This is a genomic window from Segatella copri (genome assembly GCF_024330485.1).
GTDB lineage: Bacteria > Bacteroidota > Bacteroidia > Bacteroidales > Bacteroidaceae > Prevotella > Prevotella copri_L.
Genome location: NZ_JANDWX010000014.1, coordinates 61,477 through 78,245, shown reverse-complemented (window position 1 = coordinate 78,245; position 16,769 = coordinate 61,477). Strand labels below are relative to the sequence as shown.

The window sequence follows — 16,769 nt, the reverse complement described above, 5'->3', positions numbered from 1 at the left end:
AAAAGCGAATTATAGTGTAAAAGGTGGATTTTCATCAGAAAATCCACCTTTTGTTTATTATTGGTAAATAAAATCGGTTTTAATATAGTAATACCAGTCCGGCAAAAGCCGAGTAGAGTATCATGCGGATAGGATTGATCTTCATCACCTTCACGCCGATAAAGGTGGCAAAGAAGAGGGCGATGGAGATGTAGAAATGCCAGGGATTGGCTGGCGTAGAGAAGTTCTCGCCATTCATCAGAAGCAGGGCTGCGGCTCCTACCAAGCCGACAATGGCTGGGCGAAGACCGATGAAGATGCTCTGGACGGCTGTGGTGTTCATATACTTGTACAGCATCTTGCTGATAAGAATCATCAAAACCAAGGATGGGAGAACCAGCGCAAAGGTCGCCATGGCACTTCCGAGTACAGCCATCATGCCACTCATACCGGCATTATGGACAGCTGTATAGCCACAATAGGTAGCGGTGTTGATACCGATAGGTCCCGGTGTCATCTGAGAGATGGCAACCACATCGGTAAACTCTTGCATCGTCATCCAATGATACTGCGTAACAACCTGTCCCTGGATGAGGGATATCATAGAGTAGCCACCTCCGAATCCGAAGATGCCTATCTGAATGAATACGATGAAAAGCTGAAAAAATATCATCATTATGTTTTAAGCGATTTACTTTTTTACCTTTTTACTTTTTTACCCTTTTACCTTTATTCCGTTGGCTGGATAAACTGTCCATAGATGTAGCCACCTACGGCAGCTGCGATAATCACCCAGATTGGGTTGACGCCCAAAAGCCAGATCAGAAGGGCGGATAGAATAGGAATCCAGCAGTTGACAAGCGAAATACCGGCACTCTTGGCAAGCGAGAATGTAGGTACGGCTATCAATGCCACGACGGCAGGACGGATGCCTGCAAACATGGCAGCAACAACCTTGTTGTCTTCAAACTGATGGAAAAACATGGCTATCGCTAAGATAATAAGGAACGATGGCAACGAAGCGCCGAGGGTGCAGACGATGGCTCCCGGTGTCTTTGCCAACTTATATCCGAGCAGGGAACTCATGTTGATGGCCAAGGCGCCCGGACAAACCTGGGTAGTAGCAATGGCATCCAAGAATTCCTCCTTCGTCATCCAATGATGCTTGTCGACGACTTCGGATTCTATAATAGGAATCATGGCATAGCCACCCCCAAAGGTGACTATGCCAATCTTCAAAAATGTTTTGAATAATGTAAGATAACTTACGCTATTATTCATTTTTTACCTTTTTATTTTTTTACTTTTTCAAAGCTCTTTCTTCAATCCACTGACGTGCATTGACAAATGCCTCAATCCAAGGAGTAACCTCGTCGTTGCGGCGATCGGCTGGATACCAGGCGTTCTGCCATGGGAAGATGGCACGCTCCAAGTGTGGCATCATAGCCAAGTGGCGGCCATCTGCAGAGCAGATACCTGCTACATTGTAGTCACTGCCGTTAGGATTACCTGGATACTCAGCGTAGTTGTACTTCGCAATGATGTTGTAGTGATCCTCTGGCTCTGGCAAGTAGAAACGGCCCTCGCCGTGAGCTACCCAGATACCGAGCTTATCACCGCTCAGGCTACCGAACATCACACTGTCGTTCTGAGGAATGGTCAAACCGAGGAATGTGCTCTCGAACTTCTTGGATGTGTTGTGGCAGAGGTGTGAACGATGCTTGTGCTCAGGATTGATGAGGTTCAACTCAACCATCAGCTGGCAACCGTTGCAGATACCGAGTGAAAGGGTGTCCTCACGGGCATAGAACTTATCAAGTGCCTCCTTAGCCTTAGGATTGTAGAGGAATGCACCAGCCCAACCCTTGGCAGAACCGAGAACATCGGAGTTAGAGAAACCACCGCAGAATACGATGAAGTTCACATCCTCCAGAGTCTCACGACCAGAAATCAAGTCGGTCATCATCACATCCTTTACATCGAAGCCGGCGAGATACATAGAGTATGCCATCTCACGCTCACCATTGGTACCCTTCTCACGGATGATAGCTGCCTTGATGCCAGATGGCTTGCGACGGTTAGCGTCGAGGCTGTAGCTAGCGAGGGTTCCCTTGAAGCCATAACCGAAGTTCATCTCGATAGGCTGCTTCTTATAATTGGTGTAACGCTTCTTAGCCATACCATTCATGCTCTGCTTGCGGTCGAGGAGGTAAGATGTCTTATACCAGTCGTCACGCAAAGCATCGATATCGAACTCGTGCTCGAAGCCTTCCTTCTTGATGATAATCTTGCGGAGCTCAGGAGCTGGATAACCAATCTTGGCATAACCGATACCGTTCTCATCGAAGAATGCTTTCAACTCGTCCTTGTGAGCATCGCTTACCTGGATGACAACACCTGGGTTCTCTGCGAAGAGAGTCTTGATGATGTCGGCATCTGCGATGTCGTGGAGGTTGATCTTCATACCGCCCTCTACGTTGGCGAATGTCATTTCGAGGAGAGTTGTAATCAAACCACCGGCGCTGATATCGTGACCAGCCATTACCCAACCACGGTTGATGAGTTCCTGTACGGCGTTGAAGCAGTCAACGAAGTACTCTGGGTTCTTGACGGTAGGAACATCGCTGCCCACCTTGCCCAGGCTCTGAGCGAAAGCAGAACCACCGAGACGCTGCTCGTCGAAACTGAAGTCGATATGGTAGAGGCTAGAGTTCTTGTCGTTAACGAGAACTGGGCTAACTACCTTCTTGACATCTGAAACCTCACCACCAGCACTGACGATAACAGTACCCGGAGCGATGATCTTCTCGCCGTTAGGATACTGCTGGGTCAAAGAGAGAGAGTCCTTACCTGTTGGTACGTTTACGTGGATGGCGCAGCAGAAGTCTGACAATGCCTTCACACCCTCGTACAGACGGGCATCCTCACCCTTCTGACTGCGGCAAGGCCACATCCAGTTGGCTGAGAGGCTGATGCTGTCCATGCCATCTGCCAATGGAGCCCATACGATATTAGTCAATGACTCTGCTACAGAGAGTACAGAACCTGCCTTAGGATCGGCAAGACCAGCCTGAGGAGCATGACCCATTGCTGTTACGATACCCTTCTCGCCACGGTAGTCGAGTGCTACGACACCACAGTCTGAGAGTGGCAACTGAATCTGACCCTGACCCTGCTGACGGGCAATCTTACCTGTTACGGAACGGTCTACCTTGTTGGTCAACCAGTCCTTACAAGCCACAGCCTCCATCTGGAGAACACGCTGCAAGTACTCGTCGAGGTTATCTGCAGAATAAGTTACATCTTCATATTTACGCTCTACGGTCTCATCTACCATTACAGTCTTAGGAGTATGACCGAACATCTGAGCTACATCGAGGTCGAATGGCTTCACACCATCAGCCTGCTTGAAGCTGAAGTGAGCATCGCCTGTAGTCTCACCAACCACGTACATTGGAGCACGCTCACGGTCGGCAATCTTCTGAACCTCGCTGATATACTTCTCGTCGATGAGCAAGCCCATGCGCTCCTGGCTCTCGTTGGCGATGATTTCCTTGGCGCTCAAAGTCTTGTCACCGATAGGCAACTTAGACATGTCGATTTCGCCACCGCACTCTTCTACCAACTCAGAGAGACAGTTCAAGTGACCGGCTGAACCGTGGTCGTGGATGCTGACTACTGGGTTCTCATCGTTCTCAACGAGTGCACGAACCAGGTTGTAGGCACGCTTCTGCATCTCAGGGTTGGCACGCTGAACAGCGTTCAACTCGATACCATTGCTGTAACGGCCTGTATCTACAGAAGAAACAGAACCACCACCGAGACCGATGCGATAGTTATCACCACCTACTACGACAACCTTGTTGCCCTTCTGTGGCTCACCCTTCTTATAGTCACGCTTCTTGCCGTAGCCTACACCACCAGCAAGCATGATAACCTTATCATAAGCATACTTCTCGCCGTTCTCCTCGTGCTCGAATGTAAGCACAGAACCGGTGATGAGAGGCTGACCGAACTTGTTACCGAAGTCTGATGCACCGTTGGAAGCCTTGATCAGAATCTGCTCAGGAGTCTGATAGAGCCACTTACGTACTGGCATGATGTCTTCCCAGTCGCGCTCAACATCGCTCTTGCCGTTGTCATCCTTCAGGCGAGGATAAGCAGTCATGTAGCAGGCAGTACCTGCGATAGGCCATGAACCTACACCACCACCCATACGGTCGCGGATTTCACCACCCGTACCGGTAGCAGCACCATTGAAAGGCTCTACGGTAGTAGGGAAGTTGTGGGTCTCAGCCTTCAGAGAGATAACACTCTCGATATCCTTCACCTGGAAGAAATCGCTGGTAGTCTGATCGGCTGGAGCAAACTGCTCGATAACAGGACCCTGAGAGAAAGCCACGTTGTCCTTGTAAGCAGAGAGAATCTTGTTAGGATTCTCGTTGGTGGTCTTCTTGATCATGTTGAAGAGAGAAGACTCCATCTCCTTACCGTCGATGATAAACTGGCCGCCGAAAATCTTGTGGCGGCAGTGCTCTGAGTTGATCTGTGCGAAACCGAAGATTTCGCTGTCGGTGAGAGGGCGTCCGTTCTCTTTCTCCAGCTTGTGGAGATAAGCCATTTCGTCCTCGCTGAGGGCAAGACCCTCTTCCTCGTTATACTTCTCGAGGTCATCGACGTACTTGATAGGTTCTGGCTGGTGATTCACGGTGAACACATCCTGTCCGATACCGTTGTACATACGCTGGAGCATAGGGTCGTGCTCAGCGTCTTCGCTATCTACAGGGAAGTACTCCTCGATACGCGAAATGCCGTTAAGACTCATGTTCTGAGTAATCTCAACGGCATTCGTACTCCAAGGAGTAATCATTTCACGGCGTGGGCCGACATAGAAGCCCTGCAACTGCTGGGCGTCCTCTAAAGTCGCGTCACCATAAAGCCAACAAAGTTCATTGATTTCGTCCTGAGATGGTTTGTGGTCAATCTCGGTCGCAATCACACTCTTAGATGGAGTTCTAAAAAAAAGAATCATACTTGCTTTCTTTTATATTATTAATGTATTTATTTCTTTTCGAGTGCAAAGATAGTGCAATTTCAAGACACTACAAAATAAAACACTGTTTTTTATGTTTTTTTTGTTGAGATTTGGGCTATTCTTACCTTAAGAGGCTACATTTGACGGTTTAGCTATAAGAAAAGTGCTTTCTGTTGCCTTTTTTGGTTAAAAAGGTGATAAATAAAGATTTAGAGGTTAAAAATGTCTAAATGCATTTGACAAATATTGTTTATTCGAGTCTTATCTGTAACTTTGCAAGTGAAAGAAGTGAATCAGTTTCTATAATGCCCTAAAATGTAGAAGCTTCCGGATAACGGATAAAAGCCGGGAGAACTCTAATATAATAGGAGGTAGAAAGCGACGCAAAATATACTATAATCAATTAATAATAACAAGAAAATTTAAATTAGAAAGAATATGAAACAGACAAAGTTAATGGTAATGGCAATGATGGCTGTAGCTCTGATGGCTACAAGCTGTGCAAGTAAGAAGGATCTTCAGAATTGCCAGAATGAGAATAAGGAATTGTCAAGCAACTATCAGGCTACCAAGGAAAAACTGGCAGCTACAGAGGCTAGTTTGGCGGCAGCTCAGGAGCAGCTCGCTACTGCAAAGAGCGATTACGCTAAGTTGCAGAACTCACTTGACAAGAGTTTGAACAATGCAAGCCAGAACAACGTGAGCATTGAGAAACTCGTTGACCAGATTAACGAGAGTAACCAGTATATCCGTCACCTGGTTGAGGTAAAGAGCAAGAGCGATTCGCTCAACATGGTTCTTACCAACAACCTGACCCGCTCTTTGAGCAAGGAAGAGATGAAGGAGGTTGATGTTCAGGTTCTGAAGGGTGTAGTTTACATTTCTCTGGCTGACAATATGCTCTATCAGAGTGGTAGCTATGAGGTGAACAGCCGTGCTCAGGAAACATTGAGCAAGATTGCTAAGATCATCACAGACTACAAGGATTACGATGTGCTCGTAGAGGGTAATACCGATAACGTACCAGTAAGCACTACAAGTGCTAAGATGAAGAATATCCGCAACAACTGGGACCTCTCTGCTCTCCGTGCAGCTTCTGTTGTTCAGTACTTGCAGGATCACTTCGGTGTAAATCCTAAGCGTCTTACAGCTGGTGGCCGTGGTGAGTACAACCCTGTAACAACTAACGATACAGAGGTAGGCAAGCAGCGCAACCGCCGCACTCAGATTATCATCACTCCTAAGCTCGACCAGTTCATGGACTTGATTGACAAGGCTCCAGAGGAGAAGTAAAAAGGCTATTTAAAGGTAAAAAGGTAAAAGGGTAAAAAAGTAAAAAGGTAAATAAGTAGAGGCATCAATGAGTTTTCGGGCTCATTGGTGCCTTTTTAGGTATAAATATACAGGTTTTATGTTTTAAGTACGTAAAAAAGTGCTTTTTGTTATCATTTTGCTAGAATTATTCTTAATTTCCTTTCTTTTCTTGATTATTTTTATTAATTTTGCAGGCAAAATATCAAGGGGCCACTTGGCTACCCTGATCATTATACATTGTAAATTATTAATTATACATTATATTGTGTTATGGAAAAGATTAAGATGACAACTCCATTGGTAGAGATGGACGGTGATGAGATGACAAGAATTCTCTGGAAGATGATTAAGGATGAACTCATTCTTCCTTTCGTTGATTTGAAGTCTGAGTATTATGATCTCGGTCTGCCTTATCGCGACCAGACCAATGACCAGGTAACCATCGACTCTGCTGAGGCGGCTAAGAAATATGGCGTGGCTGTGAAGTGTGCTACTATCACTCCTAATGCACAGCGTATGGACGAGTATAAACTCCACAAAATGTGGAAGAGCCCTAATGGAACTATCCGTAGCATCATGGACGGTACCGTATTCCGTGCTCCTATCACCATCCCAAGTATCCACCCTTGTGTAAAGAACTGGGAGAAGCCTATTACCATCGCCCGTCATGCTTACGGCGATGTATACAAGAGCGTGGAACTTCGTGCTGATGAGCCAGGTACAGCCAAACTCGTGTTCGAGGGTAAGAGCGGCAAGAAGCAGGAGATTGAGATTCATTCTTTCGATGGCTCTGGCGTTATCCAGGGCATGCACAATACTGATAAGAGTATCCGCAGCTTTGCTCACAGCTGCTTCAAGTTTGCCATTGATACCAAGCAGGATCTCTGGTTTGCTACCAAGGATACCATCTCTAAAACTTATGATGCCCAGTTCCGTAAAATCTTTGAGGAAGTATATGAGAGCGACTATAAAGAGAAGTTTGCAGAACTCGGTATCGAGTATTTCTATACATTGATTGATGATGCCGTAGCCCGTGTTATCCGCAGCAAGGGCGGCTTTATCTGGGCTTGCAAGAACTATGACGGTGATGTGATGAGTGATATGCTCAGTACAGCCTTCGGTTCTCTGGCGATGATGACTTCCGTATTGGTTTCTCCTGACGGCAAGTATGAGTATGAGGCAGCTCACGGTACCGTGACCCGTCACTACTATCGCTACCTGAAGGGTGAAGATACATCTACCAACCCTATGGCTACCATCTTTGCATGGAGCGGTGCGTTGAGAAAGCGTGGCGAACTGGATGGCATCAAGGAACTTCAGAACTTTGGCGACCAACTGGAGGCTGCATGTTTCGATACATTGAACGACGGTATCGCTACCAAGGATCTCGTAAACCTGATGGAAGGTGTTGAGGCTAAGGCTGTAAACTCTGCCGGCTTTATCGCTGCCATCCGCGAGCGTCTGGAAAAGCGATTGGCATAAAAACAATAAGACCTGGGGTGATTAACCTCAGGTCTTATTGTTTTAGTTATTTTTAGTTTAAATCTTGATTCTTTTTCTTGCGTTTGCGCAAAGCGTCTGAATAAACCTTAAACAAATCAATGTTCAGCAACTGACAGATATGGTAAAGCATACCCGTATCTATAGTGGCTCTGCCGTATACCTTATACTTTATCTTTCATACTCTTTCAGTTGTGTTATATGCTCACTTATAGTTATATCGGGTGCAAAAGTAGCATTTCTGTTTCTAACTAGCAAAGAAACATGTAGCGAATTTGGAACACTAAGTTAAAATGTGTAACAAAATACCCGTTTTTTTATGTTTTTTTTCTCTAAAGAACTAAATGTCACGAAATTGTAACCGAATGTAACGCTTATTACGAAAGAAAAGTCGTAATTTTGCAGCGATATTTTAAATAACATGAAATATGGAAGAGAATATGAAAAGAATACTTGTTGTTGATGATGAGCAAGACTTGTGTGAGATTCTGAAATTCAATCTCGAAACAGAAGGATATGAGGTAGAGACTGCCAATTCTGCAGAAGAGGCTTTGGAGATGGACATTGCTTCGTTCGACCTGCTGCTGTTGGACGTCATGATGGGAGGAATGAGCGGTTTCCAGCTGGCTAAGCAGTTGAAGGACAATCCGATGACAGCCAATGTTCCGATTATCTTCCTTACAGCCCGAGATACGGAAAACGATACGGTTACTGGATTCAATATCGGTGCCGATGATTATATCTCGAAACCTTTCTCTATACGAGAGGTGATGGTCAGAGTGCGTGCCGTCTTGCGCCGTACGGCTGAACAGGCTGGCGATGCTGATGAATCGAAGATCATCAACTATCAGGGACTGCAGCTGAATCTGGACAAGAAGACGGTGAGCATCGATGGTGAGGCTATCCCTTTCACCAAGACCGAGTTCGAACTCCTGCGTCTTTTCCTCGAAGAGCGTGGCAAGGTGTTCTCCCGTCAGGAACTTATCGACCGGGTATGGCCTAAGGATGTGATGGTACTCGACCGCACGGTGGATGTCAATATCACCCGTATGAGAAAGAAGATTGGTAAGTTTGCCAAGTGCATCGTTACCCGTCTGGGGTTCGGTTATTATTTTGATGCGTAATTAAAATGTTTAAGTTAAATAGTGTAGGTAGGAAGTTGTACTTCAGTGTACTGGCGGTGTTCCTTGTGTTCGCCGTCAGTTTTATCGTGTTCCAGCAGGCACGAGAGAAACAGTATAAAATAGGTACGCTTACTATCAAGCTGGAAAATTATAATGAACTGCTGGCAGAAGATCTGGCGCTCTCTCCTGGTGAAGGAATTATTCTGCAGGATAGCCTTCACAATAAGAAAGTGACTGTGGCTCATGAGAAGTTGCAGGCTTTTGTCCGAGAACATGAAAGCAAGGATCTTCGTGTTACGCTGGTGCGCCCTAACGGTAAGGTGATTTATGACAACATGAGTTCCGACTATGATCATTTTGCCAACCATGCCAAGCGTGAGGAAATAGCAGAGGCCTTGAAAAACAGGGTAGGCTCAAGCGTGGAGCGACAGTCTAAAACCCTGAAGCACGATTATTTCTATGTGGCTTCTTATTTTCCGGAAAGCAAGCTCATCATCCGTACGGCACTACCTTACAATAATGATTTGGCAAAATCGCTGCAGGCCGACCAGCATTTCATCTGGTTTGCCATTGTTGCCGTCATTCTGCTTACCATCGTGCTCTACCGTTTTACGGACCGTCTGGCAAAGAATGTTTCCAAACTGAGCATCTTTGCTTATAAGGCAGACCACAACGAGAGTCTGGAGGTGGAAGATCTCGCCAAGTTCCCTAACGATGAGTTGGGCGAGATTGCTGAGCGCATCATCAAGATGTATAAGCGCATACAGACCACCCGACGTGAACAGGATGTACTGAAGCGGCAGCTTACCCAGAATATCGCTCACGAGCTGAAGACTCCTGTAGCAAGTATTCAGGGTTATCTGGAAACGATACTCGACAATCCGCATATCAACGAAGAGATGAAGTCGCAGTTTCTGCAGCGCTGTTATGCCCAGAGCGAACGCCTCACCTCTCTGCTCCGCGACATCTCTACCCTGAACCGGTTGGATGACGGTTCGGATATGATAGATTTCGAGGCGGTAGACATTACGCAGATGGTGAGTGAAATAGCCCATGAGACGGCGCTGGAAAGAGAGTCGCACAAGATGACTTTTGAGAATCTTCTTCCCGACCAGCATATTATTGTGAAGGGCAACCGCAGTCTGCTCTACAGTGTGTTCCGCAATCTTACCGACAATGCCATAGCTTATGCCGGCGAAGGACGTAAGATAACGTTGAGTGCCAAGGAGCAGGGCAATAAGTGGCATTTCATCTTCTGTGATAATGGTCAGGGAGTTCCTGCCGAGCATCTCTCCCGTCTTTTTGAGCGTTTCTATCGGGTAGATAAGGGACGCAGCCGCAAGATGGGTGGCACCGGTTTGGGTCTTGCCATCGTCAAGAATGCCGTTCTCCTGCATGGCGGAACCATCCGTGTGAGCAATCAGCAGGAAGGCGGCTTGAAATTTGAATTTACGCTTAAGAAATAAAAATGTTTTTTGAATAAAATATCTAAGCGGAAAATATCAATAATCAAGTGGCTGATAAAGGTACTTAAGTAATAAATATAGGTAAAGAAAGGCAAGACTTCTGAGAAACTTCTGAATGGGGTTTTACAGAAACCTTGCCTTTTTTGTATTTTAGAACATTTTTGTTTTCTTTTCGTAAACTTTGCTTAAATCTATTGTTTCTGACTTTTTTCTATTAAAAGTGTAGACAATATTTCTAAATGTTGACGAAAATCAAGAAAAACTAACTTTTTTCTATAAAAATATCGATAAGGTTTGCATTAATCCAATACTTTTTCTTACCTTTGCACCCGTAAAGCAACGAGAGAGGCTTAAAAAATGTAAGAAGAGAAAAAATAAATATATAAAGTTATATAAGAGTTGTTTAATTATTTAGAGAAGATTTTATGGAAAAAAGATTGCTTTTCTTGTTAGTCAATCTCTTCCTTTTTGTGGGGGGGGTATTGGCTCAAACGAAAGTAACAGGTACCGTAGTTTCTCAGGAAGATGGTGAACCTGTCATCGGTGCATCTGTCGTAGTCGCCGGAGCGGCACGTACAGGTACCGTCACCGATATTGACGGTCACTTCTCTTTGGAGGTACCTGCTGGTAAAAAACTTGTAGTTAGCTACATCGGTATGCAGAGCCAGACCTTGACTCCAGCCGCCAAGATGACTATCCGCCTGAAGGCAGATAGCAAGAGTTTGGGCGAGGTGGTTGTAACGGGTATGCAGAAGATGGATAAGCGTTTGTTTACTGGTGCTACTACAAAAATTTCTGGCGACAAGACAAAGTTGGATGGTGTCGCAGACATCAGTCGTGCCTTGGAAGGTAAAGCGGCCGGTGTGTCTGTGCAGAACGTCTCAGGTACTTTCGGTACAGCTCCAAAGATTCGTGTGCGTGGCGCTACTTCTATTTATGGTAGCTCAAAACCTCTTTGGGTGGTAGATGGTGTTATCATGGAGGACGTAACTGAGGTTGATGCTGATGATTTGTCTTCTGGTAACGCAGAGACCCTTATATCTTCAGCCATAGCAGGTCTGAATGCTGATGATATTGAAAGTTTCCAGATTTTGAAGGATGGTTCTGCTACCTCTATTTATGGTGCACGTGCCATGGCTGGTGTCATCGTTGTTACAACCAAGAAAGGTAAAGCTGGTACAAACCGTATCAACTATACTGGTGAATTCACCATGCGTTTGAAGCCAAGCTACCGCAATTTCAATATCATGAATTCTCAGGATCAGATGGGTGTATATCGTGAGATGTACAACGATGGTTATTTCTCTTTTGAAAAGAGTTTTCGTGCTTCTAACAGTGGTGTCTTTGGCAAGATGTATCACCTGATGAATACATATGATTCGAAGACGGGAAAATTTGGATTGCCTAATACTGAGGAGGCGATGAATAGCTATCTCCAGAAGGCTGAGTACCAAAATACCGACTGGTTTGACTTACTCTTCAATAATAGTATCTCCCAGAATCATTCCGTCAGCATGTCTACTGGTACCGATAAGGCTCAGTATTATACATCTTTCAGTGTGATGAACGATCCAGGATGGTCTAAGCAGAGCAAGGTACAGCGTTATACAGCCAATGTAAATGCTCTTTACAATATTTCGAAGAAATTGTCTTTCAATGCCATAGCTAATGCTTCCTATCGTAAGCAGCGCGCTCCTGGTACTACTTCACAGTCTGTAAATAATGTGACAGGTGAGGTGTCTCGTGATTTTGATATCAACCCATATTCTTATGCGTTGAACACTTCTCGTACCATGGATCCTAATGAACTCTATGTGCGTAACTATGCTCCGTTCAATATTTTCCGTGAATTGGAAAACAACTATTTGAGTTTGGATGTGGTTGACATGAAATTCCAGGGCGAATTGAAATATAAGCCAATCTCTAAAGTAGAACTCGCAGTATTGGGCGCTTACAAGTATTCTACAACGACCAATGCCGCTACCATTACTGACCAGAGTAATCAGGCTTGGGCCTATCGTGCGATGGATGATGCTACGATGCGTGATGCAAACCCATGGCTGTATACCGATCCAGACAAGGCAAACTCTTTGCCATTCTCTGTATTGGAAAAGGGTGGTTTTTATCGTGAGACCAAATATAAGATGAATAGCTGGGACTTCCGTGCCACAGCTAGCTATAATGATGTATACAACAAAGACCATATCGTGAACTTATTCGGTGGTTTGGAAATCAATTCACTCGACCGTAGCCGTTCTTATTTTAATGGCGTTGGCATGCAGTATGATATGGGTTATCTCCCTGCTTTCAACTATAACTTCTTCAAGCAGTTGGCGGAGGAGAATGGTCAATATTATAGTTTGGATAATTCATATCAGCGTGAGGCTTCTTTCTTTGGTACTGCCACCTATTCTTATAAGGGTCGCTACACAATTAATGGTACCATTCGTTATGAGGGTTCCAATAAGTTGGGTAAGAGTCGCTCAGCTCGTTGGTTGCCTACTTGGAACGTGTCTGGAGCATGGAATGCTCATGAGGAGAGTTGGTTTGCTAAGTTAAATCCTGTTCTTTCCCATCTTACATTAAAAGCATCATATTCATTGACAGCTGATCGAGGTCCTGCTTCCGTTTCTAACTCGTTGGTAGTGATACAGAGTTACAACCCTTGGCGTCCATTTGCCGGTGACAAGGAGACTGGACTTGAGATTTATCGCTTGGGTAATGATGATTTGACCTATGAAAAGAAGCATGAGTTGAACCTCGGTTTGGATATGGGCTTTTTGAATAACCGCATTAATGTGACTTTCGATTGGTATCGCCGCAACAATTATGATTTGATTGGTCCTAAGCGTACCATGGGTGTTGGTGGTGAGATCTATAAATATGCCAATGTGGCAAGTATGCGTTCACATGGTGAGGAGTTGACTATTTCCACTCGCAACATTGAAACCAAGGATTTTAAATGGAGTACCGACTTCATTTTCTCTCACTCAAAGAATACTGTAACCGACTTGGATTCACGTGCTAACATCATGCAGATGATTACAGGTACCGGTTTCACAATGAATGGCTATCCTGTTCGCTCTTTGTTCTCTATTGATTTCAAGGGATTGAACAAAAAAGGTCTGCCTATCGTTGTGAATCAGAATGGCGAGGAGACAAGCTATGGTGGCGATCTCTACTTCCAGTCAACTACAACAGATTACTTGAAGTATGAAGGTCCAACAGACCCAACCATTAACGGCAGTTTCGGAAACACCTTCTCTTATAAGGGTTTTAAACTGAATGTGTTCATTACATACGCTGCAGGAAATAAAGTACGTCTTGATCCAGCTTTCAGTTCTTCATACTCAGACATGACTGCCATGCCAAAGGAATTTATAAATCGTTGGACTCAAGCCGGTGATGAAGCTTATACGGATGTGCCAGTCATAGCAGACCAGCGCATGAAGCAGAATGACAATTATATTGGTTATCTTTATAATGCATATAACTATTCTACGGCTCGCGTAGCTAAGGGTGATTTCATTCGCATGAAGGAGATTTCTTTGGCTTATGATTTCCCAGGCAAGTGGATTCAGGCCCTTCGCTTGAACAGCGTTAATTTGAAACTTCAGGCTACTAACTTGTTCTTGATTTATTCAGACAAGAAGTTGCACGGACAGGATCCTGAGTTTTTCAACACTGGTGGTGTGGCAACCCCAATGCCACGTCAGTTTACATTGACATTAAGAGTAGGACTTTAAAGAAAGAGAGATAATTATGAAAAAGAATAAATTATATATAGCATCGGTGGCTTTTGCGGCATTGTCATTGGTCACATCATGCGACAGCTTCCTGGACAAGTTGCCAGATGATCGTGCCGAGGTAAATACCGAGGAAAAGGTGACCTCTCTGCTTGTGTCTGCTTACCCAACTGCAAGCAGCAATCTGATATTGGAATGGAGCTCAGATGATTATGCAGACAATGGAAAGCAGTATAGTACCAATCAGGAAATAGAGCAGGTTTATCGTTTTCAGCCAATTACAGCTCAAACCAATGATTGCCCAAAGAGTTTGTGGAATGGTTATTATTCTGCAATTGCAGCAGCCAACCAGGCTTTGGCTTCCATCGATGAGATGGGTAATCCAGCATCGCTAAAGGCGCAGAGAGCTGAGGCTTTGCTCTGTCGTGCCTATAGCATGTATCGTCTTGCTACAACTTTCTGTATGACTTATAATCCAGATAATGCAGAGAAGTGCATGGGACTTCCTTATCCAACAAAGCCTGAGACAACTGTAAACCCTGATTATAAGCGTGGTACACTGAAGCAACTTTATGAGCAGATTGATGCAGATATTGAGGCTGCCTTGCCTGATGTGAGCGATGATATCTATACCCAGCCTAAGTATCATTTCAACCAGAAGGCTGCGTATGCTTTTGCTGCTCGTTTCAACCTGTACTATATGAACTATGACAAAGTGATAAAATATGCTGACAAGGTGCTTGGAGTAAATCCAGCCTCTTTGTTGCGCAACTATGTGCCTTTTATGTCTTTGTCTAATTCAGAGGATATGGAGAATCGCTATATTTCTTCATCAGAGAATGCAAACCTCTTGTTGATGACGGCATATAGTCGAATTGGTAGAAATGTCAGTGGTAATGAAGGGCGTTTTTGTCACAATCAAAATGTATGTCTGTATGAAACGATTTGGGCTAAGATGCCATGGGGAAGGGGATCCGAAGACAATACTCTCTACCAGTCAAACTTGTTGTTTGGCAATGCCCGTATTCTTATCTTCCCAAAGATGTTTGAACATTTTGAATTTGCTGATAAGGTGGCTCAAACTGGATATCTTCATGTTGTAGATGCTGTGTTCACTACTGATGAAACCCTTCTTTGTCGTGCTGAGGCTTATGCCATGAAGAAGGAGTATGATAATGCAGTGAAAGATATCAATACTTGGATTGTGTCGCATACTGGGACTGCGAAAGGTACGGCAAAACGCCCAACAATGACAGTTGAAAGTATCAAGACTTTTATCGAAAGCTTGCCGTATGCACCTGTTACACCAAAATCCAATTTGGAACATAGCATTCGTAAGACATTCCATCCACAGGGATTCACGGTTGAGGCTGGTACCCAAGAGGATATTTTGCAATTCATCTTACAGATGCGTCGACTGGAGACCCTGTATCAAGGTCTTCGCTTCCTTGACATCAAGCGCTATGGCATTGAGTTCAGCCATGATGTTGACGAAGAGTCTCCTATTGTATTCAAGGCTGGTGACTTGCGAGGTGCGATTCAATTGCCAGATGATGTAATTGAGGCAGGATTACCTGCAAATCCAAGAGAAGAGTCTAACAAATAAAAAATGAGTAAACTATGAAATATATAAAATTATTCATACTGATAGCGTCAGTCTCTCTGTTTGCTGCCTGCTCAGACGATAGTCTTGATTCTAAGAGTATTTTCGATACGCAGAATAAGGAAGAGCAGAATGACTTTGACAAGTGGCTCAAGACCAACTATGTGGATACCTATAATATCCGCTTTAACTATCGATATAGTGACAAGGAGACGGACAACAATTATAATCTTGCACCTGCCGATTTTAATAAGTCTAAGGCATTGGCTATTATGGTCAAGCATATTTGGCTGGATGCTTATAAGGAAGTGATGGGCGATCAGTTTATGAAGACCTATTCTCCTCGTGTGATGCAGTTGGTTGGCTCAGCAGCTTATGATTCTCAGTCTTCTATTGTGATGGGTACTGCTGAGGGTGGCTTGAAAGTAACTTTGTATAATGTAAATATTATCGATGTTGATAATCCAATCATAGATCCAGAAAATCCTTTCGTTGACAAGAAAAAAGGTACATACGATCTGAATTACTGGTTCTTCCATACAATGAATCATGAGTTCTGTCATATTCTGACTCAGAAAAAGAATTATTCTACTGAGTTCCAGACAGTTTCTGCCGGCAAGTATCAGACTTCAGGTTGGGTGAATGTAGAGGATAAAAAAGCTCCATCCATGGGATTTGTATCCGGTTATGCCAGCGGTGAGTATAATGAGGACTTTGCTGAGATTTTTGCCCAATATGTAACCCATTCAGAAGCAGCATGGCAAAAAATACTGAGTGCAGGTATTGTATACGAAACAGATGCAAATGGCGATTATGTGCTTGATGCAGACGGCAATCCTATAGTGAAGGATGCAAGTGGCTATAAAGCTATTATTCAGAAATTTAACATTCTCAAGGAATATTTTGCCAACACTTGGGGCATGGATATTACCAAGCTTCGTGAAGTTATCTTGCGTCGTACGGCAGAAGTAAAGGCAATGGATTTAGAAACATTAAAGTAAG

General features: G+C 44.4%; 10 protein-coding genes. 7 read left to right on the top strand and 3 right to left on the bottom strand.

Annotated elements, in window-relative coordinates; translation table 11 throughout:
* Positions 1-79 precede the first annotated feature (79 nt).
* Genes NNC77_RS09440 through purL form a run of 3 tightly spaced genes read right to left on the bottom strand, consistent with a single transcriptional unit; the run spans position 80 to position 5,011 of the window.
* Positions 80-652, bottom strand: a complete 573-nt coding sequence (locus tag NNC77_RS09440; protein ID WP_022121458.1) for a chromate transporter — start codon at positions 650-652, stop codon at positions 80-82.
* Positions 653-708: 56 nt separating this feature from the next.
* The gene (locus NNC77_RS09435; RefSeq protein ID WP_022121457.1) at positions 709-1,260 is read right to left on the bottom strand and encodes a chromate transporter; all 552 of its coding nucleotides are present in this window, start codon (positions 1,258-1,260) and stop codon (positions 709-711) included.
* Positions 1,261-1,279: 19 nt separating this feature from the next.
* Positions 1,280-5,011 carry a phosphoribosylformylglycinamidine synthase gene (purL, locus tag NNC77_RS09430; protein WP_022121456.1) on the bottom strand — a complete coding sequence of 1,244 codons (3,732 nt, stop codon included), beginning with the start codon at positions 5,009-5,011 and terminating at the stop codon, positions 1,280-1,282.
* Positions 5,012-5,452: 441 nt separating this feature from the next.
* Here purL and NNC77_RS09425 point away from each other — a divergent pair, with 441 nt between their 5' ends.
* From NNC77_RS09425 to NNC77_RS09395, 7 genes are all read left to right on the top strand, one after another.
* Positions 5,453-6,307 (top strand): OmpA/MotB family protein, encoded by an 855-nt coding sequence (locus tag NNC77_RS09425; protein WP_006848523.1) that lies wholly within the window; start codon positions 5,453-5,455, stop codon positions 6,305-6,307.
* Between the two features lie 291 nt (positions 6,308-6,598).
* Complete coding sequence (locus NNC77_RS09420; protein ID WP_254970528.1) at positions 6,599-7,810, top strand: NADP-dependent isocitrate dehydrogenase; 1,212 nt, start codon at positions 6,599-6,601, stop codon at positions 7,808-7,810.
* Between the two features lie 446 nt (positions 7,811-8,256).
* On the top strand, positions 8,257-8,952 hold the full coding sequence (locus NNC77_RS09415) for a response regulator (RefSeq protein ID WP_022121453.1): 696 nt from the start codon (positions 8,257-8,259) through the stop codon (positions 8,950-8,952).
* 5 nt (positions 8,953-8,957) lie between these two features.
* Positions 8,958-10,418: a sensor histidine kinase gene (locus tag NNC77_RS09410; protein ID WP_254970529.1), complete on the top strand. Its 1,461-nt coding sequence runs from the start codon at positions 8,958-8,960 to the stop codon at positions 10,416-10,418.
* Between the two features lie 425 nt (positions 10,419-10,843).
* Positions 10,844-14,164: a SusC/RagA family TonB-linked outer membrane protein gene (locus tag NNC77_RS09405; protein WP_254970530.1), complete on the top strand. Its 3,321-nt coding sequence runs from the start codon at positions 10,844-10,846 to the stop codon at positions 14,162-14,164.
* Between the two features lie 16 nt (positions 14,165-14,180).
* Positions 14,181-15,770 carry a RagB/SusD family nutrient uptake outer membrane protein gene (locus NNC77_RS09400; RefSeq protein ID WP_254970531.1) on the top strand — a complete coding sequence of 530 codons (1,590 nt, stop codon included), beginning with the start codon at positions 14,181-14,183 and terminating at the stop codon, positions 15,768-15,770.
* Between the two features lie 14 nt (positions 15,771-15,784).
* Positions 15,785-16,768 carry a zinc-binding metallopeptidase gene (locus NNC77_RS09395; RefSeq protein WP_234564881.1) on the top strand — a complete coding sequence of 328 codons (984 nt, stop codon included), beginning with the start codon at positions 15,785-15,787 and terminating at the stop codon, positions 16,766-16,768.
* Position 16,769: the final 1 nt, after the last annotated feature.

Bases quoted from the DNA above. Each gene is read 5' to 3' on its own strand.
- NNC77_RS09440 (WP_022121458.1), bottom strand. From the start codon at position 652: ATGATATTTTTTCAGCTTTTCATCGTATTCATTCAGATAGGCATCTTC.
- NNC77_RS09435 (WP_022121457.1), bottom strand. From the start codon at position 1,260: ATGAATAATAGCGTAAGTTATCTTACATTATTCAAAACATTTTTGAAG.
- purL (WP_022121456.1), bottom strand. From the start codon at position 5,011: ATGATTCTTTTTTTTAGAACTCCATCTAAGAGTGTGATTGCGACCGAG.
- NNC77_RS09425 (WP_006848523.1), top strand. From the start codon at position 5,453: ATGAAACAGACAAAGTTAATGGTAATGGCAATGATGGCTGTAGCTCTG.
- NNC77_RS09420 (WP_254970528.1), top strand. From the start codon at position 6,599: ATGGAAAAGATTAAGATGACAACTCCATTGGTAGAGATGGACGGTGAT.
- NNC77_RS09415 (WP_022121453.1), top strand. From the start codon at position 8,257: ATGGAAGAGAATATGAAAAGAATACTTGTTGTTGATGATGAGCAAGAC.
- NNC77_RS09410 (WP_254970529.1), top strand. From the start codon at position 8,958: ATGTTTAAGTTAAATAGTGTAGGTAGGAAGTTGTACTTCAGTGTACTG.
- NNC77_RS09405 (WP_254970530.1), top strand. From the start codon at position 10,844: ATGGAAAAAAGATTGCTTTTCTTGTTAGTCAATCTCTTCCTTTTTGTG.
- NNC77_RS09400 (WP_254970531.1), top strand. From the start codon at position 14,181: ATGAAAAAGAATAAATTATATATAGCATCGGTGGCTTTTGCGGCATTG.
- NNC77_RS09395 (WP_234564881.1), top strand. From the start codon at position 15,785: ATGAAATATATAAAATTATTCATACTGATAGCGTCAGTCTCTCTGTTT.